General features: G+C 60.6%; 21 protein-coding genes and 1 riboswitch. Of the genes, 6 read left to right on the forward strand and 15 right to left on the reverse strand.

What is annotated here, in order from left to right:
* Positions 1-420: 420 nt before the first annotated feature.
* The gene (locus tag HU718_RS12915; RefSeq protein WP_102902144.1) at positions 421-1,593 is read right to left on the reverse strand and encodes a cystathionine gamma-synthase; all 1,173 of its coding nucleotides are present in this window, start codon (positions 1,591-1,593) and stop codon (positions 421-423) included.
* The gene (locus tag HU718_RS12920) at positions 1,590-2,966 is read right to left on the reverse strand and encodes a pyridoxal-phosphate dependent enzyme (RefSeq protein ID WP_110720940.1); all 1,377 of its coding nucleotides are present in this window, start codon (positions 2,964-2,966) and stop codon (positions 1,590-1,592) included. The genes HU718_RS12915 and HU718_RS12920 overlap by 4 nt, the downstream gene beginning before the upstream one ends.
* 428 nt (positions 2,967-3,394) lie before the next feature.
* Here HU718_RS12920 and HU718_RS12925 point away from each other — a divergent pair, with 428 nt between their 5' ends.
* Positions 3,395-3,946, forward strand: coding sequence for a GNAT family N-acetyltransferase (locus HU718_RS12925; RefSeq protein ID WP_186614424.1), 552 nt, complete (start codon positions 3,395-3,397; stop codon positions 3,944-3,946).
* Here HU718_RS12925 and HU718_RS12930 read toward each other — a convergent pair.
* The 11 genes from HU718_RS12930 to phnD all read right to left on the reverse strand — a co-directional run bounded on the left by HU718_RS12930 (position 3,885) and on the right by phnD (position 15,144).
* Positions 3,885-4,649 (reverse strand): ABC transporter ATP-binding protein, encoded by a 765-nt coding sequence (locus HU718_RS12930; protein WP_102902147.1) that lies wholly within the window; start codon positions 4,647-4,649, stop codon positions 3,885-3,887. The two genes, HU718_RS12925 and HU718_RS12930, sit on opposite strands and share 62 nt — an antisense overlap.
* On the reverse strand, positions 4,646-5,650 hold the full coding sequence (locus HU718_RS12935; protein ID WP_186614484.1) for a FecCD family ABC transporter permease: 1,005 nt from the start codon (positions 5,648-5,650) through the stop codon (positions 4,646-4,648). The genes HU718_RS12930 and HU718_RS12935 overlap by 4 nt, the downstream gene beginning before the upstream one ends.
* A gap of 8 nt (positions 5,651-5,658) precedes the next feature.
* Complete coding sequence (locus HU718_RS12940; protein WP_186614426.1) at positions 5,659-6,672, reverse strand: ABC transporter substrate-binding protein; 1,014 nt, start codon at positions 6,670-6,672, stop codon at positions 5,659-5,661.
* A 143-nt stretch (positions 6,673-6,815) separates the two neighbouring features.
* Positions 6,816-7,010, reverse strand: a riboswitch (cobalamin riboswitch).
* 42 nt (positions 7,011-7,052) lie between these two features.
* Positions 7,053-7,988, reverse strand: coding sequence for a Ppx/GppA family phosphatase (locus HU718_RS12945; RefSeq protein ID WP_186614428.1), 936 nt, complete (start codon positions 7,986-7,988; stop codon positions 7,053-7,055).
* Between the two features lie 270 nt (positions 7,989-8,258).
* Positions 8,259-9,086, reverse strand: a complete 828-nt coding sequence (gene phnX, locus HU718_RS12950; RefSeq protein WP_186614430.1) for a phosphonoacetaldehyde hydrolase — start codon at positions 9,084-9,086, stop codon at positions 8,259-8,261.
* 73 nt (positions 9,087-9,159) lie between these two features.
* Positions 9,160-10,029, reverse strand: a complete 870-nt coding sequence (locus HU718_RS12955; RefSeq protein WP_186614432.1) for a LysR substrate-binding domain-containing protein — start codon at positions 10,027-10,029, stop codon at positions 9,160-9,162.
* Positions 10,030-10,039: 10 nt separating this feature from the next.
* Positions 10,040-11,335 carry an MFS transporter gene (locus HU718_RS12960; RefSeq protein ID WP_186614434.1) on the reverse strand — a complete coding sequence of 432 codons (1,296 nt, stop codon included), beginning with the start codon at positions 11,333-11,335 and terminating at the stop codon, positions 10,040-10,042.
* A 131-nt stretch (positions 11,336-11,466) separates the two neighbouring features.
* On the reverse strand, positions 11,467-12,558 hold the full coding sequence (gene psrA / locus HU718_RS12965) for an iron-containing alcohol dehydrogenase PsrA (protein ID WP_186614436.1): 1,092 nt from the start codon (positions 12,556-12,558) through the stop codon (positions 11,467-11,469).
* 110 nt (positions 12,559-12,668) lie between these two features.
* The gene (gene phnE, locus HU718_RS12970; RefSeq protein ID WP_186614438.1) at positions 12,669-13,487 is read right to left on the reverse strand and encodes a phosphonate ABC transporter, permease protein PhnE; all 819 of its coding nucleotides are present in this window, start codon (positions 13,485-13,487) and stop codon (positions 12,669-12,671) included.
* Between the two features lie 2 nt (positions 13,488-13,489).
* A complete protein-coding gene (gene phnC / locus HU718_RS12975; protein ID WP_150707603.1) occupies positions 13,490-14,281 on the reverse strand; it encodes a phosphonate ABC transporter ATP-binding protein in 792 nt (263 codons plus the stop codon).
* Positions 14,278-15,144, reverse strand: a complete 867-nt coding sequence (phnD, locus tag HU718_RS12980; protein WP_186614440.1) for a phosphonate ABC transporter substrate-binding protein — start codon at positions 15,142-15,144, stop codon at positions 14,278-14,280. Before phnD ends, phnC begins: the two co-directional genes overlap by 4 nt.
* Positions 15,145-15,253: 109 nt before the next feature.
* Here phnD and HU718_RS12985 point away from each other — a divergent pair, with 109 nt between their 5' ends.
* The 3 genes from HU718_RS12985 (at position 15,254) to map (ending at position 17,191) form a co-directional block, all read left to right on the forward strand.
* Complete coding sequence (locus tag HU718_RS12985; protein ID WP_186614442.1) at positions 15,254-16,111, forward strand: LysR substrate-binding domain-containing protein; 858 nt, start codon at positions 15,254-15,256, stop codon at positions 16,109-16,111.
* 64 nt (positions 16,112-16,175) lie between these two features.
* Entirely contained in the window at positions 16,176-16,403 is a 228-nt protein-coding gene (locus HU718_RS12990) for a ParD-like family protein (protein ID WP_007918027.1), read from the forward strand.
* Positions 16,400-17,191 carry a type I methionyl aminopeptidase gene (gene map, locus HU718_RS12995; RefSeq protein ID WP_122854178.1) on the forward strand — a complete coding sequence of 264 codons (792 nt, stop codon included), beginning with the start codon at positions 16,400-16,402 and terminating at the stop codon, positions 17,189-17,191. The genes HU718_RS12990 and map overlap by 4 nt, the downstream gene beginning before the upstream one ends.
* 214 nt (positions 17,192-17,405) lie before the next feature.
* On the opposite strand, the gene HU718_RS13000 is transcribed toward map, so the two are convergent.
* Positions 17,406-18,299, reverse strand: coding sequence for an alpha/beta hydrolase family protein (locus HU718_RS13000; protein ID WP_064392983.1), 894 nt, complete (start codon positions 18,297-18,299; stop codon positions 17,406-17,408).
* A gap of 31 nt (positions 18,300-18,330) precedes the next feature.
* Positions 18,331-19,128, reverse strand: coding sequence for a crotonase/enoyl-CoA hydratase family protein (locus HU718_RS13005; RefSeq protein ID WP_095111468.1), 798 nt, complete (start codon positions 19,126-19,128; stop codon positions 18,331-18,333).
* A gap of 149 nt (positions 19,129-19,277) precedes the next feature.
* On the opposite strand from HU718_RS13005, the gene HU718_RS13010 reads away from it, so the two are divergent.
* Together HU718_RS13010 and HU718_RS13015 are read left to right on the forward strand one after the other, a co-directional pair.
* On the forward strand, positions 19,278-19,853 hold the full coding sequence (locus tag HU718_RS13010) for a TetR/AcrR family transcriptional regulator (protein WP_038368069.1): 576 nt from the start codon (positions 19,278-19,280) through the stop codon (positions 19,851-19,853).
* Positions 19,854-19,935: 82 nt separating this feature from the next.
* On the forward strand, positions 19,936-20,661 hold the full coding sequence (locus HU718_RS13015) for a transporter substrate-binding domain-containing protein (RefSeq protein WP_186614444.1): 726 nt from the start codon (positions 19,936-19,938) through the stop codon (positions 20,659-20,661).
* Positions 20,662-20,847 lie beyond the last annotated feature (186 nt).

The raw sequence follows: 20,847 nt of genomic DNA on the forward strand, positions 1-20,847 counted from the left end.
GGGGGAATATAACGCCAGCTGACAGGGCGGTCGATTAGCACAAATGTGCTAGTGCAGTAGGGGGATCGACGGCCGTTAGGCGCTTCTCTTCCTGCCCGATTCGGGCAAAGCTCGAATCAGTCTAAAAACACTGACCCGCGTCGGCGAGCCTTTGCTAGGCTCAAAGATGTAGGCGAAGACGCAGACTGATGCGCAATCGGATAGCAAGGGGGCGTGGGGCGCGCTCCGAAAGGTACACGGTTAGAAAGATCTCCGCGCTGAGATCCAGCCCTTATGCCGTGTGAAGCAGCCGAGGCACTAACTTTCAATTTGACCCGGTACTGTGGGAAGCCCGATAAACCTTGTAAGCCAGAGACCAGCACTGGCCGCCTACTCGAACACCAAAGCCCGCTTTATGCGGGCTTTGTCGTTCCTGCAAAGTCAGATCGATTGCAGCGCCTGCGCCAGATCGGCGCGCAGGTCTTCGACGTCTTCGACGCCCACCGATAGACGCACCAGACCGTCGCCGATCCCCAGTTTCGCCCGGGTATCAGCCGGAATGGTCGCATGGGTCATGATTGCCGGATGCTCGATCAGGCTTTCCACGCCACCGAGACTTTCCGCCAAGGCGAAGATCTTCACGTTCTCAAGGAAGCGCCGCGCGCCCGCCAGATCACTGTTCAGATCCACGGAAATCATTCCGCCGAAACCGCGCATCTGGCGCTTGGCCAACTCATGCTGCGGATGCGAAGCCAGCCCCGGATAGTAGACGCGTTTGACCTGCGGCTGCTGCTCCAGCCACTGCGCCAGATCCAGTGCGTTGCTGCAATGACGCTCCATGCGCAGCGCCAGGGTTTTCACCCCGCGCAGGGTCAGAAACGCATCGAACGGCCCGGCAATCGCGCCGACCGCGTTCTGCAAAAAGCCCAGCTTCTCGGCCAGTTCTTGGTTCTGGCCGACCACGGCGATCCCACCGATCACATCGGAGTGGCCGTTCAAATACTTGGTGGTCGAGTGCAGCACGATGTCGAAACCCAACTCCAGCGGCCGCTGGATATACGGGCTGGCAAAGGTGTTGTCGGCCACGCTGATGATCCCGCGTGCACGGCAGATACGGGCGATAGCGGCGAGGTCCGACAGGCTAAGCAGCGGGTTGGTCGGTGACTCGACAATCACCAGGCGAGTGTCGTCCTGCAGCGCCGCTTCGAACGCCGCCAGGTCAGTCAGATCGACGTAGCTGAAACGGTGTCCGGCACTGCGCTGACGGACCTTGTCGAACAAGCGGAACGTGCCGCCGTACAAGTCATTGCCGGAGATGACGTGCGAACCGGCATCGATCAGTTCGAGCACCGTGGAAATCGTTGCCAGCCCGGAAGCAAAGGCAAACGCCTGGGTGCCGCCTTCCAGGTCCGCCACGCAGCGTTCCAGGGCAAAACGCGTCGGGTTGTGCGAGCGCCCGTAGTCGAAACCCTTGTGTACGCCGGGGCTGTCTTGCAGGTACGTGGAGTTGGCGTAGATCGGCGGCATCAGCGCGCCGGTGGTCGGGTCCGGCGTCTGCCCGGCGTGGATCACTCGGGTCGCGAAGCCTTGGGATTTATCGTCGTGCTGACTCATGCAAGGGATCTCCGTAATTGGTTGAGCATGTCGGTGCGGGTGATCAGGCCATGGAAGCCCGATGCATCGGCAATGATCGCGACAAGGCCACGGCTGAGCACCGCTTCCAGCTCGGAAAGACTGGCGCCGGGGGCAAGGGTTTGCAGCTTGTCGGTCATCACGCTGGACACCGATTGGCTGAAACGGGAAGCGTCTTCGTGCACCGGCAGCAGGATGTCGGATTCGTCGATCACGCCAACCAGTTGCTTGCCTTCCACCAGCACAGGCAGTTGCGAGACATCCGCCAGGCGCATGCGCTGGAACGCAGTCAGCAGGGTGTCGCCGGGGCCGACACTGATCACGCGGCCATCCTCGAAACGCCGGGCGATCAGGTCGCGCAAATCGCCGTAGCCTTTGCGCTGCAGCAGGCCCTGATCGGTCATCCACTGGTCGTTGTAGACCTTCGACAGATAGCGCGTACCGGTGTCGCAGACAAAACTCACCACGCGTTTCGGCTCGGTCTGTTCACGGCAATAACGCAGCGCCGCCGCGAGCAGGGTGCCGGTCGACGAGCCGCCGAGAATACCCTCGGCCTTGAGCAACTGGCGGGCGTGATCGAAGCTTTCTTCATCGCTGATCGAGTAGGCGTGGCGCACGCTGGAGAGGTCGGTGATCGACGGAATAAAGTCTTCGCCGATGCCTTCCACCGCCCATGAGCCGGGCGTCGGCAGCGAGCCGTCACGGCTGTATTGCGCCATGACCGAACCGACCGGGTCAGCGAGGACCATTTCCAGATCCGGTTGCACACGCTTGAAGAAGCGGCTCAGGCCCGTCAGCGTACCGGCCGAACCGACACCGACGACGATCGCGTCCAGATCATGTTCGGTCTGCGCCCAGATCTCCGGCGCGGTGCTGCATTCGTGGGCCAGCGGGTTGGCCGGGTTGTTGAACTGGTCGGCGAAAAACGCGCCGGGAATGTCTTTCGCCAAACGCGCGGCGACGTCCTGGTAGTACTCGGGATGACCCTTGCCGACGTCGGAGCGGGTGATGTGCACTTCGGCGCCCATGGCTTTCAAGTGCAGGACTTTCTCGGTGGACATTTTGTCCGGCACCACCAGCACCACGCGATAGCCCTTGGCGCGACCCACCAGTGCCAGGCCCAGGCCGGTGTTGCCGGCGGTGGCTTCGACGATAGTGCCACCGGGTTGCAGGCGACCATCACGCTCGGCGGCGTCGATCATCGCCAGACCGATGCGGTCCTTGATCGAGCCACCGGGGTTCTGCGATTCGAGTTTGAGAAACAGCGTGCAAGGCCCGGTGTCGAAGCGGGTGACTTGAACCAGCGGAGTGTTGCCTATCAGCCCAAGTACGGCAGGGCGTGATTCCTTTGACATTTCTTCACCTCTTGGTGGTGTTGATCGCGTTCCAATCGCGGGGAAAAGACTCGCGTGCAACATAGGCTCAGACATCGGCTGTCGCAACCTTTAGTCGGTCGCAAATACAGCCATTTCGATCTAACGATAGATCGAAATCAGAGACTTGCCGGGACGGGTTTGAGTGCGTTTACACAGAGGCGTCATTGAGTTTTCAAAGGGCGTCTTCCCGGCCACGAGCGGCTTGATTTGCGAAGCGATATCCTGCAGCGCAAACCGTCCGGAAGATTTCACATGGCGCAGTTATCGGCTGCCGGAGATGGCGGCGGGTCAGCCAATGAAGGTGTTGACCCTGCCGGGGCATGACATTCAGGTTCGGGGAATTTCCATGGCAGCACAGGGTAGGGTGTTGTTACTCTGACCGGCCGCAGTCGAGGCGTTTGCACTACATGAGTCATCAACCGATCATTCAGGCCGTGTCTGAAGCAGACATTGGCGAGGTGCTGAACTTTGTTCTGGCGGCCCGTGCCGAGCTTTTCCCCAAGCTCAGCGCAACGGGTATGCCAGACGATCTGGCGCGTTTCGCCGAGGTTTATCTGGGTGGGAAAGGGCGTTTTCTGATTGCTCGCCAGCAAGGGCAGATCGTCGCGTCCATCGGTTATCTGCCTTACGACCGACGCTTCCCGCGCCTTGCCTGGCCTGACCGTAACGTGGTGGAAATCGTCCGCCTGTTCGTCCTGCCCTCGCAGCGACGCTCAGGGCTGGCCGGCGCGCTGTATCGAACACTCAAGGAAATGGCGCTCGCCGACGGGGTCGAGCTGATCTACCTGCACACTCATCCGTTTCTGCCGGGGGCCATCCAGTTCTGGCAGCGGCAGGGCTTCGAGATTATCGAGGTCGACGCTGACCCGGTCTGGCAGACGACGCACATGCAGGATGTCATGAGTGGAATCGAAGAATCTGCGCCCCATCAAACGGGTCCGTCAGATAGTGCGCCCTGACCCCGAAAGTGTCCTGTAACCGCTGCGGTGTCAGCACTTCCAACGGCGCGCCCAACGCCACCAGTCGACCCCGTTCCAGCACCGCCAGACGATCGCATTTCAACGCCTGATTGAGATCATGCAGTGCGATCAGCGTGGTTACCGGCAACGCTTGCACCACGTTGAGAATGGTCAGTTGATGCTGGATGTCGAGGTGGTTGGCCGGCTCGTCCAGCAATAGAATCTGCGGTCGTTGCGCCAATGCCCGAGCGATGTGTACCCGTTGCCGTTCACCCCCCGACAAGCTGCGCCACAGGCGTGTGCGCAGGTGCATCGCATCAACGTCAGTCAACGCCTGCTCGACGATGGCGTCGTCCACCTGCGACCACGGTTGCAGCGCCGACAGCCAAGGCGTTCGCCCCAGCGCCACGGCATCAAACACGCGAATGCCGTCGTCGGTGTCGGCCTGTTGTTCGACCACTGCCAGCTTTTGCGCAATGCTGCGCCGGGCCATTTTGCCCAGGCGCTGACCTTCGAGCAGCACCTCGCCAGCACTCGGTTCGCGCAACCCCGCCAGCAATTTCAACAGTGTGGATTTTCCCGAGCCATTCGGCCCGACGATGCCCAAGGTTTCGCCGCGCTGAACCTCAAGGCTGACACCGTTGAGCAACTCGGCGCCGCGCACCTTGAATGTCAGCCCTGAACAACTCAAAACGCTGCTCATCGTGCGGACCTGCGGCCAACCAGAATCAAGGCAAACACCGGTGCACCGACCAGCGCGGTAATCACCCCGACCGGAATCACCTGACCTTTGATCAGTGTGCGCGACAGCACATCGGCAGCAATCAGAAACACCGCGCCACCCAACGCACTGGCCGGCAGCAGTCGCGCATGACCAGTGCCAAGCAACAGCCGCGCCGCATGGGGAATCACCAGGCCGACAAAACCGATCGAACCGACAATCGACACCATCACCGCCGTCACCAGCGCCGCACAACCGATCAGCAAAATCTGCACGCGTCGCACCGGAATGCCGAGGGATGCCGCCGAATCCGCACCAAAGGTAAACGCATCCAGCGCCCGCCGATGCCACAGACACACGACCAACCCGAACACGGCCACCGGCACCGCCAGCCACACCGACGGCCAGCGCACGCCGCCGAGATTGCCCAGCAGCCAGAACATGATCCCGCGTGCCTGTTCAGAGCTGGCCGAGCGGGTAATCAAAAACGCCGTGAGCGCGTTGAACAGCTGCGAGCCGGCGATCCCCGCGAGAATGATTTGCCCGGTGCCACTGGCGGAGCCGCTGACGCGCGCCAGCAAAATCACCAGCACGAACGCGGTGACTGCACCGGCGAAAGCTCCGACTGACAGCGAGATGAGCCCGGCGCCAACACCGAACAACGCCACCATCACCGCACCGGTCGAAGCCCCGGCAGAAATCCCCAGCAGATACGGATCGGCCAACGGGTTGCGCAACAGCGACTGCAAAATCACCCCGCACGTCGCCAGACCGGCACCGCACGCCGCCGCGACCAGTGCGCGGGTCAGGCGGTAGTTCCAGACGATGCCTTCGTCGATCGGGTCGAGCGCGTAACCGGCGTTCCACAACTTGTTTGCCAGCACTTGCACGACCACGCCCGGTTCAATCGAGGTTTCGCCGATGGCTACGCCAGCGACCACTGCAATCAACAGTGTGGCCAAGGCCAATAACGTGCGGATCAGGCTGGCACTCATTGCGACAGGTCATAGCCGTTGATGGCCGTGGCCAGTTGCTCGATGCCATCGAACATGCGCAGGCTGGCCTGCATGGCCATGGCGTCAAGAATGATGATGCGGTTGTGCTTTACCGCATCCATGTTGCGTGTGACCGGGTCGCTGCGCAGGAAGGCGAGTTTCTTTTCGTAGTCGTCAGCGGGGAAGCGTCGACGGTCCATGCGCGCGATGACGAGGAAGGTCGGATTGGCTTTGGCGATGGTTTCCCAGCCGACCGTTGGCCACTCTTCATCGGACTCCACCACGTTGCGCACGCCGAGGGTGCTGAGCATGAAATCGGGAATGCCTTTGTGCCCGGCCACAAATGGCTCGATGTCCATTTGTGCGCTGGAAAACCAGACCAGCGCGCTGGCGTCTTTGAGCTGTTTGCCTTGGGCGGTGGCTATCGAACGCGCGAGGCTGGCCTTGAGTTCATCATTGAGCTGCTGGCCACGCTCCTGCACATCAAAGATCTGCGCCAGTTGGCTCACGCTCTTGTAAATCGTCTCGATGCGAAACGGTGCGAGCCGCGTACCGTCGGCGCCGACGAGGTTGTCCTTGGCTTCGCAATCGGAGGGCAGCAGATACGTTGGGATTTTCAGTTCATGAAACTGCTCACGGGTGCCGACCGCGCCTTGCGGGCCGACCATCCATTCCAGCTCGACAGCCACCAGTTCCGGGCGCTTGCCGATCACCGATTCGAAACTCGGCTCGTTGTCGGCCAGGCGCTGGATCTTGTCGTCCTGCGCTTTGTACTTCGTCAGCACATTGTTGAACCACAGTGAGGTGCCGACGACTTTATCGCTCAGGCCCATGGCGTAGAGCATTTCCGTGCCGGCCTGGCCGATGGTCACCGTGCGCGTTGGTGCGTGCTGGAAGGTCAGGGTGCTGCCGCAGTTGTCGATCGTCAGCGGATACGCAGTCGGGGCCGCCTGCGCCATGGCGCAAAGGCTCAGGCCGGTGATGAGGGTGGCAATGCGGGGCAGCAGCATGGGGCAGTCTCCAGGGGAACCGTACGGGAGCGGGAGAGTACGGATCGGAAACACACCATCGAACGCGGTCAGGGAAACTGCGCAAGGCCGGTCATCAAAAGAAGAAGTACACGGCACGATGTCCTTCCCGGACACCCCGCCGGTTAGTAATCACTGTGTCGGCAGGTCTCCTGACTGATGCGTCATCGCCTTGGCTCCGGCCTTCCCGGGATTTACCCAGTGGCAGTTGTGGAGCAGGCTCGGCACCTACAGTTGCGGGGGCAGTTCCGATCAATGCTGTGCAAGCACCTCGGATTCCCTGTTAGTCCCCTTCGGGAACCGACGGCGGCATGGTAGTCGATCGAGCCGCTGAAGGGGAGACGAATCTGCCGTGGCGAGGATCAGTGCTGGCTCATCAAACCGTGCAACACGCCTAAACGCAGGCCCGGTTCCGACGGCAGCATTTGCGCAATGCCGAACACTTTGAACGCCGCCAGCATCAACACCAGACCGGCGGGGAGAATGCTCTGGCGGTGTGGTTGCAGGCCGGCAAGCTTGAGCTGTTGCACGTTGTTCACTTTCAGCAGAAGTAACGACAGGCGCAGCAGGCCGCCGTAGGTGATGCCGTCCTGACCGAAGTCGTTTAGGCGATTGGCCTTGAGCACTTTGGCCAGCATGCGCGCAGTGCCGGACGAACCGATGGTTTGCTGCCAGCCCTGAGCACGATAGCGCCGGGCGACCTTTTCAAACTGCAGGATGGCGAAGCGTTCGGCCTCCTGTAGCGCCCCGGCAGACACGTCACCGCCGCGAAAGAACCGCGTGCTCAACGTGCCGCTGCCGATGGCGATGCTTTCGGTGAGTAACGGTTGCGAGCCTTGGCCGAGGATCAGCTCGGTTGAGCCGCCGCCGATGTCGACCACCAGGCGCAGGTCTTCAGCGCTTGGCAAGGCGTGGGTCACGCCGGCATAGACCAGACGCGCTTCTTCATGGCCGCAAATGACGTCGATGGGAAAGCCCAGATGCCGCTCGGCGCTGGCGAGAAACAGCTGCGCATTGTCAGCCTCGCGCACCGCGCTGGTTGCCACCGCACGGACTCGGCCGGCCTCGAAACCGCGCAGCTTTTTGCCGAACCGCGCCAATGCTTGCCAGCCGCGATCCAGTGCCAACGCATCCAGCGCGCCACCGTCAAAACCTTCAGCGAGGCGCACCGGTTCACGCAGGGTTTTCACTTCCTGAATCTGCAAACCCTTTCGGCTGCGCACCGACTGGCCGATCATCAGGCGAAAGGCATTCGAACCCAGGTCGATGGCGGCAAACAGCGAGGCGTCGTCTTTCATGGGAATCCTTGCAGAGCATCCGTCGCGAGGCTCAAGACGGTTTGCGAGGATTCTGCCGTGATCTTGATGACATCCTGATGACGGGGCAGGGGCGGTTCAATGAATTTGCGGCTGTCATGACACTGTCATTATTCGGCGTCTATGCTGAGGCCAATACATCGCGTGTTCTTAAAGTTTTTGCTGCCGGTTTTGGCAGCTTTTTTTTGCCTGCGATTTGGCTGTTGATCGTTCCCACGCAGAGCGTGGGAATGATCAGGGGCAGGGGGCTACTCAGCAGGCTTGCGGGGTTTCGCCCCGGGCCAGGCGCGCATTGATGTCTTCGATTACCTCGGGCAACTCGGCGATGGTGTCGATCAGATAATGCGGGCGCGAGGGGGCGAACATCTTGCCGATCCGCGCACGTTCTTCCGCCAGTCGATCCGACGGCAACGCCTTGTATTGCTCATAGCTCAGGCCCAGTGCGTTGCCGGAACAGGTCAACGCCACCGTCCACATACCGGCGGCGCGCCCTTCGAGAATCCCCGGCCAGGTGTCGTCGACCTTGACGCAAGCTGCCACGTCATTAATGCCCAAGGCAATCACGTTAGCCAAGGCCTGCGCCGGATAGGGCCGGCCATTCGGCACTTCATCGGTGGCCACGACATGATCGGCGACATAGCCATTTTCCCGCGCCAGTTCGACGACCTTGGCCATCACCACCGCCGGATAACCGGAGCACGAACCGATTTTCAAACCCTTGTCACGCAACGCCGCAATCGCCTCAAGCGCACCCGGTATCAGCGCCGAATGCAGGGCGATTTTCTCGATTTGTAACGGCATGAAGCGCTCGTAGATCGCCGTGACATCGTCGTCACTCGGCAAGCGATCAAACGCTGCACGATAACGCTCGGCAATCTGTGGCAAGTTGCACAAGGTGCGGATGTGATCCCACTTGCCCATGCCCATTGGCCCGCGCGCTTCTTCCAGCGACACCGCGACGCCAAACTCGGCAAAGGCTTCGACGAAGATTTGCGTTGGCGCAAACGAGCCGAAATCGACAACGGTGCCGGCCCAGTCAAGGATCGCGGCTTGCAGGTGAGTCGGTTGTTGGTACTGCATGGTCAATCTCCGTTTTCAGGTAAGCGTGGGCCGTCCCTCGGCAATGAGGTAGGCGGTCAAGGGTCAGTGCTGATCAGGTCAGCGGTGGATTCGCATCAAACAGTTCGGCAATTACTGGCCGGTTCCTGCGGATGCCGAGGCAGCACAGGTGGTATTCGATAAAGAACGGGTGATCGACAAAGGTGATCGGCGTGGTGCCGGGTGTTTCGGCGTACTCGACCGCCGAGACAAACCCGATGCCGATGCCCTTGACGATGGCGTGGACGATGGCTTCGCGGCTGTTGAGTTGCATGACGCAATCGAGCTCGATATCGAGGCGCTTGCAGCTTTCTTCCACCAGTTGTCGGGTGCGCGCACTTTGCTCGCGCATCACCCATTTCTCGCGGCTGATTTCGCTGATGTGAACCTGCGACTGACCGGCCCAGGGATGGTCATCGCGGACCACGGCGATGATCGGATAACGGTGGTACAGCCGCGTGTTGAAGCGCTCATCGAATTCCGACAAAGCCAGAATCGCCACGTCGATATCGAAGTTGAATAACCGCGCCAGGGTGTCCTTTTCCGAAGAAAACGAAGTTTCCAACTCGATGTCCGGATGGCGCTGCATCAGCTCATAGGTCAGGTTCATCGCAATCGGCGGCGACACCGCTCCGAGGCGCAACATGCCGGTTTTGCGCTGCTTAAAGCTCTGCAACAGTTGCACGGCTTCATCCTCCTGACCGAACAGACCCTGAGTGATCGCATAGAGCTTGTGTCCGGCTGCGCTCATTTCGATGTAGCGGCCACGGCGATGGAACAGCTCCACCGAGAAGGTGTTCTCCAGCGCGTTGACCTGCTCGCTGACGGTCGGCTGACCGACGCAGAGGTACTCCGCCGCGAGGGTGAAACTCCCGGTCTTGGCCACCGCATGAAACGAACGCAACCACTTGTGATACTGGTACATGCAAGCCCCGTCAGCGTCGAATGAACAATGCCACTGCCGCACTGCACAGGCAGGCGCTGGTGACCACTATGAAGATCAGAGACGTATTTGCCGTGGTGTCAAGCAGACGCCCGATCAGTGGCTCGGCCAGGCCGGCGAACAGGTAGGAGGAAAAGTTCATGATCCCGGTCGCCGTACCGGCGCGTTTGGCCCCGACCAGATCCGGGCACAGTGCCCAGAAACTCGAGGCCGGGCCGTAGACGAAGAAGCCGCAAAGGAACAGGGCAATCAGGCCGATGATGCTGTGTGGCGGCAGGCTCCACATCCACAGGCTGGTGGCGGCGCCGAGGAACATATAGAGCATGATCGCCAGATAGCGCTTGGAGCCGAACAACTTGTCCGATACCCAGCCGTTGCTCAACGCACCCACCGCCATACCGACGGGGAGGGCGACGGTGATCCATTTCGGATCGATCATGCCGTCACCGCTTTTCCAGTCAGCGCCGAGAAAGTGCACCGGTACCCAAACGATCAAGCCGTAGCGCGCCGCGTTTTGAAAGCCCAGTGACAGCGCGGCGATCAGCAAACGAGGATTCTTCAGCACCGCTTTATAGCGTTGCGCCGAGGACTCGACTTCGCCCTGTGCGGCTTCCTGATGCTTGTCGTCGGCGTTGGCCACACCCGTATCGCCCACCGGCTCGAAGCCCAGGTCCTGTGGCCGTTCGCGGGCAACCAGATAGAAAATGATCCCGCCGGCGAGCATCAGCAGCACTGGCAAACGGAAGATCCAGCGCCATTCCAGTTGCAGCACTTCGAGCACGACGATGGAAGTGACGTACGACAGAATCGACGCGCAACCGGCGGCGAAAGTGTAGAAGCCATAGACCTTGCCGCGCTCGCCCGCCGCCCACCAATTGGCAATCAACCGACCGCCCGGCGCCCAGCCCAAGGCCTGAAAGTAGCCGTTGACGCCCCACGGCAGAATCAGGCTGGTGAAACCGCTGGCAAAACTGGTCAGCCAGTTGGCACCGCAGGACAGCACCGCACCCAGCGTCATGATGCGCCGGCCACCGAATTTGTCGGCGAGGTTGCCGTTGATCGCCTGGCCAATCGCGTAGGCCCAGAGCATCGCCGCAGAAGCCCAGCCGAGGGTTTCCTTGCTCAGGCCGAACTCGGCCTGAATCCCCGGAATGGCAAAACCGAAGGTCTGCCGACCGGTGTAGAAAAACAGGTAACAGAACATCGCCGCCAGCAGCATGCGCCACTGGGCGACCCGGAACGAGGCGGAACGGACGGCGAGACCAGGCATTGTTTCGGCACGATTCATGATCTTTTCCTTATTGTTGTGGAGTCCCGCCGTTTGTCGTCGGCGGGTGCACTCTTTTTCGGTGCGACAGGAAATCACCGCAGCGTTGTACGCCGCCGGCTGTGCTTGGGTCGTTCAGTTTTCGGGCGACGTCAGGCGGCTTGCGAACCAATGAAGTTTTTGCCGCGCGCGCCCTGCATCGCGAGGTGGATGATGGCTTCGGCGTCCTTGGCCGAGACGCCGTAATCGGCAAACTCGGTCTTCACCCCGAGGCTGTGCAGGAACTCGCGCAACTGCTGTTGGGCTTTGCCCTGGTCCGCGCCGAATACCCGTTGCAAGGTACGGTCGCGCGTGGCGTCCTGGCCCCAGGCCAAACCCAATACCAGCGGCAAGGTGAAGGAGCAGGCGATGCCGTGGGGCAAGCCGTGGCGCAAGGTCATTTCATAGGAAATCGAATGCGCCAGTGCGGTTTTGGTGTTGGAAAACGCCAACCCGGCCTTGAGCGCAGCGAGTGCCATGCGGCTGCGCAATTCGTGACTGGAGAGGTCTTTGTGCAGGCGCGGCAGACATTCGAGGATGTCCTCGATCGCGGAAATGGCAAAGGTGTCCGAGACCGGGTTGGCGTTGACATTCCAGATCGCCTCCAGCGCGTGCGACAGCGCATCGAGACCGGTGGACACGGTGACACTGGCCGGCACGGTGAGCATCAGTTGCGGGTCGATGATCGCCACCCGAGGCCAGGTGCAGTCCAGGTGCAGCGAGTATTTCTTCTGGCTGGCGCTGTCCCAGATCGTCGCCCACGGCGTGACTTCGCTGCCGGTGCCGGCGGTGGTCGGCGCGGCGATCAGTTGTTTGCAACGGGCCGGGGTGAACGGTTTGCCGCTGGACAGCAGGCTCAACAGTTCATCGAAGCGGCCGGATTCGGTGCCGACGATCAACGCCTTTGCGGTATCGATGGCGCTGCCGCCACCCACGGCGAGGACCACGTCACAGTCGCCGGCGTGCTGCCAGAAGTGCTCGTAAGTGTTGCGCAGGTGGGCGACGTCGGGGTTGGGCTGGACGTCTTCGACAATGTAGATCAGGCGCTCGCCGAGCAAGGCTTGCAGGCGATCGACCAGCCCCAGCCCACGCGCTTCGGGAAAGGTAACGAGGGCCACGGTCTGCTGCTCGGTGATGGCGGCGAGGTCTTGCAGGCTGCCCCAGCCGAAGCGGGTATCGACGGGGTTCTGAAAACGGGCAGTCATGGTGGATCCTTCTTATTGTTGTCGTGTGGCCACATACTCGATGGCGGTCGACAACGGTACAAATCGATAAATCGCAGGTTTGAATCGGCTCAGCCGATAGCAGCTTTACGCTAGTGCGCCGAACCGCTCTGGATCGCCGCGCGCAGGCGGCTGGAGATGGCGTCGGCGACAATCACCATGAAGGTGATGACGATGATGCAGGTCGCGGTTTCCTGGTATTTGAACAACTTCAGGCTACTCACCAGTTCGAATCCCAGGCCGCCGGCACCGACCATGCCCAGCACGGTGGCCGAGCGCAGATTGACTTCGAAGCGGTACAGAATCACCGCAATCCACGCCGTGATGACCTGCGGTAAAACGCCAAACACGATCACCTGCAACGGCCGCGCCCCGGTCGCTTGCAGCGCTTCAATCGGGCCTTGATCAATCTCTTCGATGCTCTCGGCGAAGAACTTGCCGAGCATGCCCAGGCCATGCAGTGCCAGCGCTAACACGCCGGGAAACGGGCCGAGGCCGACGGCTGAAACGAAAATCAGCGCGAGGATCAGTTCGTTGATGCTGCGGGTGAAATTCAGCGCCTGACGGGTGGCGTGAAACACCCAGCGATTGCGGCTCAGATTGCGCGCGGCGAGAAACGACAGCGGAATCGCCAGCAACACCCCGAGCAGGGTGCCCCAGATGGCGATCTGCAAGGTCTCCACCGCTGGCGCGAGCAGACGCGGCAGGATGCTCAGATCCGGCGGGAAGGTGCGCGAGAGAAAGTCACCAATCTGCGGCAATCCCGCTGCCAGTTCACCGAGGCTGAGTTGCGCACCTTGCGCGCTCCAGTTCAGCGTCCACAGCACGATCAGGACGACGGCGCCGGTGGTCAGCCAACCGCGTGTGCCACGGGGCCGCTCGCCGACCCACTGATAGTTTTGCGATGTCATGCTCAGGCCCTCGAGGCAGTGCGGTAGGACAGGGTGGGCGTGGGCACGTCAGCAGAGGATTGCGCCGATTGCCCCGGATAGATTCGCGCCAGATCGGCGTCGGTGATGCTCGACGCGTTGCCATCGAACACCAGGCTGCCGTGAGCAAGGCCGACCACACGGTCGCCGAACTCGCGGGCGTATTCGACCTGATGCAGATTGCACAGCACGGTGATGCCCAGTTCGCGGGTGGCATCGCGCAGGTATTGCAGCACCAGTCGCGCGGTTTTCGGGTCGAGGCTGGCAATCGGTTCATCGGCCAGAATCACCTGCGGCCGCTGCGCCAAGGCGCGGGCAATACCTACGCGCTGCTTCTGCCCGCCAGACAACGAATCGGTACGCTCACCGGCCTTGTGCGCCAGCTCGACGCGCTCCAGGCATTGCATCGCCAGCGCCACATCCTCACGGCGGAACAGTTGCAGAATCGAGGCGAGGGTGCCGACGGAACCGAGGCGGCCGGTCAGCACATTCTTCAAAACGCTTAAGCGCGGCACCACGTTGTGGTGCTGAAAAATCATCGCCACTTCACGGCGCAGAACGCTGGTGTCAGGGCAGGCGAGGGCATCGATACCGGCGACATTCAGCGTGCCGCTGTCGGCCTGCGCCAGACGATTGATGCAACGCAGCAAGGTCGATTTACCGGCGCCCGACTGACCGAGCACCACGACGAATTCGCCCGCAGCGACTTCCAGGTCGATGCCGCGCAACACTGGGTTGCTGCCGTAGTGTTTGGTCAGTTGGCGGATGCTGATCATTTCATGCTCCGCAAATCGAGATCGAGCACCTTGGCGGTGTCGCGCACCACGTCATACGACGCGTCGGTGGTCGGCTGGAAGCCATTGAGCACGCCCTGATCGCCCCACGGCACGTCCTTGATCGAGGCCAGCGCGTCGGCGACCTTCTTCTTCAATTCCGGATCGAGCGCCTTGCGCCAGACCATCGGCGATTCGGGGATCGGCTTGGAACTCCAGACGATTTCGAAGTCATCCTGCTTCACCACCCCTTTGGCCACGGCGCTTGCGAAGATGCGGTCAGCCACGGCTGCCGCGTCAACTTTCTTGTTCTCCACCGCGAGGATGCTGGCGTCGTGGGAGCCGGAGAAAATCACCCGTTTGAACAAGCTGTCCGGGGCGAAACCGGCTTGTTCCAGACCTGCTTTCGGGAACAGATGACCGGACGCGGAACTCGGATCGACGAACGCGAACGTATGGCCCTTGAGGTCGGCCAGCGTATGAATGCCGCTATCCTTGCGCGCCAGAATCACGCTTTTGTACGCGCTCTGGCCGGTCTTCTTGGTCACCGCCACCGAGAACGCCTCGACGTCCGCTACCGAGGTCGCCAGCACGTAAGAGAACGGCCCGAGGTAGGCGACGTCGAGTTTGCCCGAGCGCAGCGCTTCGATGATGCCGTTGTAGTCGGTGGCCACGAACGGCACCACCGGCATGCCGATTTTGGCTTGCAGATCGTCGAGCACTTGTTTGCTCGATTCGATCATTGCCTGGGAGTCTTCGGAAGGGATCAGGCCAATGGTCAGTTTGTCCTTGGCCCAGACCTGGCTGGCGCCGAAGGCAAGTGCGGTGAAGCTGACGACACGCAGAAACTGTTTGATTGTTTTCATGGCATTCCACGGTGTGGTTGGGAGTTGCCACAGGCTAGGTCTGTCACGTGACAGTCATTCAATCAATTCAATATGCGAAACCGCAGCTAACTATTGATGGAGTCTATGGATGTCGAGCGCCAAATTGCGTGCCTTTCTCGCCGTCGCCCGTCACGGCAGTTTCAGTGCCGGTGCGCGGGCGTCAGGCTTGAGCCAACCGACGCTGACCATGCAAGTTCAAGCCTTGGAACGTCAGCACAATGTTGAGCTGTTCCATCGCCGTGGGCGGCGGATTGAATTGTCGGATGTCGGTCGGCAATTGCTGCCTATCGCTCAGCGTATCGCCCTGCTGGAACTGGAAGCGCACAACCTGATGCGCGATTCCGGACGGCTCGACAGCGGCCAACTGAAGGTCGGTGCGGTTGGGCCGTTTCATGTGATCGAGATGGTCGACAGTTACCTGCAACAGCACCCGAATATCGACGTGTCGATCCGCGTGGGCAACTCGGCGCAAGTGCTGTCGGATCTGGAAAACTATGTGACCGACATCGCCGTGCTGGCCGGGCGTCAGGATGATCCTGCGTTGTGTGCGGTGCGTTATGCGCGGCACGCGATCATCCTGTTTGCCCATCATGAGCATCCGCTGGCCAATCGCGGCAGCGTGCGGTTGGATGAATTGGAAGGGCAGCGGCTTCTACAACGTGAGCCCGGTTCCACCACGCGGCTGGTGCTGGAACAGGCGCTGAATGCGGCGCAGGTGAAACCGCGCATCGCCATGGAAATCGACAGCCGCGAGGCGTTGCGTGAAGCGGTGGTGCGTGGGTTGGGACTGGGTGTGGTGTCGGAAGCGGAGTTCATTGCCGATCCAAAAATCCGCACGATCAGAATCGATGGTGAAGAACTCTTTACCGAGACTTATCTGTACTGCCTGGCCGAGCGGCGTTCCAGTCGGCTTATCTCATCGTTTTTCGATGCGGCGCTGAGTTGATTTGCAATTTCGCGCGCAGCTTGGCTAATATACGTTCCATATACACATCGTATCGGATTCATATATGGGCATCGTAAAGATTTCAGAGGACATGCACGAGAACCTGCGGATCTCCAGCAACGCCCTCAGCCGCTCGATCAACGCGCAGGCCGAGCACTGGATGCGCATCGGCATGCTCGCCGAACTGCACCCCAACCTCGACCACAGCGCCATTTGCCGCTTGCTGATCCGCGCCGAACAGAACGGCGGGCTGGATCTGCAACAACTGACTCAGGAAGCCGTCAGCGCATGAGAAACCAGATCAAGATCAACACCCCTGCCGACATCGCGCAATCTCGCGCTGCCGGCAAACTCGCCGCTGAAGTGCTGGCCATGCTGGTGCCCCACGTCAAGGCGGGCGTCACCACTGATCAACTCGATCAACTGTGCAACGACTACATCGTCAACGTACAGAAAGCCGTGCCGGCCAACGTCGGCTATCACGGTTTTCCGAAAACCGTCTGCGCGTCGGTCAACGATGTGGTGTGCCACGGCATCCCGTCGGGTACACCGTTGAAGGATGGCGATATCGTCAATCTCGATATCGCGGTGATCAAGGATGGCTGGTTTGGTGATACCAGCCGCATGTACGTGGTTGGTGAGGCAACACCTGAAGCGCAGCATCTGATCAAGACTACCTATGACGCCATGTGCGCGGGGATTCGCGTGGTCAAGCCAGGCGCCACCTTGGGCGATATCGGCCACGCGATCCAGACGTTGGCGGAGAAGGAAGGCTTCAGCGTCGTACGCGAGTATTGCGGGCACGGGATCGGCAAGGTCTATCACGATGAGCCGCAGATTCTGCATTACGGCTTTCCCGATCAGGGCATGAAGCTCAAGGCCGGGATGATTTTTACCGTGGAGCCGATGCTCAATGCCGGTAAACGTCATGTGAAAAACATGCCGGATGGCTGGACGGTGCTGACCAAGGATGGCTCGTTGTCAGCGCAGTGGGAGCATATGGTGGCGGTGACGGAGACGGGCTTCGAAATCCTCACCGCCTGGCCCGACGACATCGAAGGCTATTCCCCGATCACCTAAACACCATAAACCCTCTGTGGGAGCGAGCTTGCTCGCGAAGAGGCCGTGTCAGTCACCAACAATTTTGAATGACACAGCGCATTCGCGAGCAGGCTCGCTCCCACAGTTGGAATGCACTCCTGTAGGAGCTGTCGAGTGAAACGAGGCTGCGATCTGTTGATCTTGTTTTTAACAGCAAGATCAACAGATCGCAGCCTGCGGCAGCTCCTACAAGTTATGTGGTGCGTGCAGGGACGCTTTGCAGCCAATCAAGCACCTCATCCCACAACGGCTGTGCGCTTTCACGGAAGTAACCCATGTGCCCGTACGGTTTGCTGCCCAGTTGCGGCTGCAGATCCAGCAATGTCAGCGGCGCATTCACCATGGCTTTGACAAACGCATCGCGCGAACGCGGCGGCGCCCACGGATCATCGACCGACGTGGCGAAAACGCATGGCGTTGTGACCTCGGCGTAGAGCGCATGCAGATGGCTCATCTGGTGGTCGTCGAAGTAGTAGTGGGGGAATTTGCACCAGCGTTTCCAGTCGTTGTAAACGCCCAGCGGCAAATCATCGCCCATGCCTAGCATGCTCCAGGCCATGTAGCCTTTGCGGGCGACAATCACCGGCAGCACAAACGTCCACATCAGACGGATTTTCCAGGCCTCGGTTCGGGACATCCAGCCGCTCCACCCCGCGCCACTGCCCAGGGTGTAGCAAGCTGTCAGGGCGGGGTGATTGGGCAACAGACCAATCGCGTGACCACCAAACGAATGGCCGACCCAATACAACGGCAACGCTTCCTGGCTTAGCAGATCCACTGCCGCCGCCAGATCCTGATAAGCCCAATCCAGATAAGACATCTCAAAGCCTTTGAGGGAAGCCGGCTTCGATTCACCGATGCCCCGGTAATCGAGGGTCAGGACATTGAAGCCCTGACGCGCTGCATGCTCGGCAAAGCGCCGATAAAAACGCTGTTGCACCCCGGTGGCGCCGGCCATGATCAGGTTGCCTTTGACCGCGCCCGGCGCGCTGTAGCGCTTGGCTGACAACGGATAACCATCGCGGGCAATGAGGGCGATGTCCTGTCTCTGGATCGATTCGGTGAAGGCTGCGGCCATGGTGTTCATGAAATTGTTCCGAGTGAGTTGAGCAAAGCCTTCAGCGACCTTTGAACTGCGGTTCGCGCTTTTGCATCATCGCCATGACGCCTTCGCGGACATCCTCGGTTTTGATCAGGGCCAGCAGTTGTTCATCAAGCTTCGACAGTGCCGCATCGTCACCCTGATCCTGCGCCAGAAACGCCGATTGCAGCGTCGCCTGAATCGCCAGAGGCGCAGCCTTGGCAATGCGTTCGGCGTACTCGATGGCGCGTGCCAGAGTCTGGCCGGGTGCGACCACTTCGGTCAGCAGGCGCATGTGCAGGGCGGCAGTGGCATCGAACTCTTCCCCCGTGAGCATGTAGCGCATGGCGGCGGTCCAGCCCGCTGCGCGGGTGAAGCGCACGGTGGAACCGCCGGCGGGTGAGATCCCGCGCAACACTTCCAGATGAGCGAAACGGGCATTGGTGGCGGCAATGCTGATGTCGGCGTTGAGCATCAATTCGATGCCCGCCGTCCAGCAAATGCCTTCAATGGCAACCACCACCGGTTTACGCCTGCGCGGTTTGGAAACGCCCCATGGGTCGATGCCTTCTTCAGGATACTTGAAGGCGCCTGACACCAGTTTTGGCGTCAGTTCCATCAAGTCCAGACCCGCAGTGAAGTGCTCGCCATGGGCGAACAGCACGGCGCAGCGCAGTTCGTCATTGCGCTCATACTCGCCGATGGCCAATGCCAGGTCCGTCAGCATTGCACTGTCGAATGCGTTGCGTTTGCCGGCGCGATCCAGACCGATCAAAAACAACTGACCGCGTTGTTCGCGGGTGACTCGGCCGGGGCCACTGTTGGCTTCGTTCATCTCTGCTCTCCCTGATTTTTTGTCGGCGGCCAGTTACTGACCATCCGTTCGGTAAATAGAAACTAAACGAACAGTTGGTAACCGTCAAATTGAGAAGGGCAGGCTTATGTCATAGAATCACCGCCAGTTATCCGGATCAGGAAATACTCGTGCGACCGTTGAAAATCCCCCGTGAAGAGCTGCTTCTGCGGTGCGCCAATACCTTCAAGCGCCTTGGCTATCATGGCACCACCATGGACGTGCTTGCGTCCGCTTGCGGCTTTACCAAGGCTTCGTTCTATCACCACTATCCGAACAAGGAGGCCTTGCTGCGTGACGTGCTCGACTGGACGCATCAGGTCATCAACCAGACCTTGTTTGCCGTGGCCTTCGACGAAAAACTCACGCCACAAGAACGCCTGAGCAAAATGGGCCGCAAGGCTGCGCGGCTGTTTCAGGATGACTCGATTGGTTGCCTGATGGGCGTGGTGGCGGTCGATGCGGCGTACGGTAAAAGTGAATTGCTGGAGCCGATTCGCGGTTTTTTCGATGCATGGGCCAAGGCGTTTGCGCATTTGCTGGAAGGCGAGGTCGATGAGGGACAAGCCTTGCTGACCGCTCGACAATGGGTGGCGGATTACGAGGGGGCGATTCTGCTGGCGCGGGTCTATGGTGACGCGGCTTACATCGATGCGGTGACGCGTCGGGCGCTGGAACATTTGAGTGCCTGTCAGGCACCGACATAAGGCTTACCCGCTGGGTGTTGTGTCCTCGACAGTTGTCAGTCACGACACACACTGATTTCTTATCCAATCAGGGAGCAACACGATGAGTGTAATCACCCCGGCCGTGATGGCCGATCTCGCGCCCGACGGCGTGCTGCATGCCGCCATCAACTTCGGTAACCCGGTGCTGGCGCAGCGCAGAGCAGATGGTGCGCCGCAAGGTGTTTCGGTGGCTTTGGCGATCGCGCTGGCTGCCGAGCTGGGTGTCGAATTGGAGCTGCGCACGTTTGATGCGGCGGGCAAGGTTTTCGCGGCGCTGGAGGAGGGCGTGTGGAACCTGGCATTCCTCGCCATCGAGCCGGTGCGTGAGGCGCAGATTGCGTTCAGCGAGCCGTACGTGATCATTGAAGGGACTTATCTGGTCGAGGCGCAGGCCCCGTATCGCAACGTCGAGGATCTCGATCAGCCAGGATTGCGACTGGCCGTTGGCAAAGGCGCAGCCTACGACCTGTTCCTCAGTCGCACGCTGCAGCACGCACAATTGGAGCGTGCCGAAACCTCGGCGGGTGCCGTTGACCTGTTTATCGAGCAACACCTGGATGCCGCCGCCGGTGTCCGTCAGCCATTGCAGAAAGTCGCGGATGCCGACGCGCGTTACCGCGTGCTGGACGGCGCGTTCACGGCGATTCGCCAGGCCATGGCGGTGCCCCGTGGGCGGGAGGCAGGCGCAGCGTATGTGCGGGCGTTCGTCGAGCGCAAGAAGGCTGAAGGGTTTGTCGCTGCAGCGCTGGCCGAGAGTGGGCAGGGCGATGTGACGGTCGCGCCTTGAGACCAAAAAAAGAGCCACCGCAGCCCTGAGGGGCAAACACGGTTCAATTGTAGGAGTGAGCCTGCTCGCGATAGCCTCTATGCGAGCAAGCCCGCTCCCACATTTGCAATGCATTCCTGTAGGAGCTGTCGAGTGAAACGAGGCTGCGATCTGTTGATCTTGTTTTTAATGGCAAGATCAAAAGAT

Source organism: Pseudomonas tensinigenes (genome assembly GCF_014268445.2).
GTDB lineage: Bacteria > Pseudomonadota > Gammaproteobacteria > Pseudomonadales > Pseudomonadaceae > Aquipseudomonas > Aquipseudomonas tensinigenes.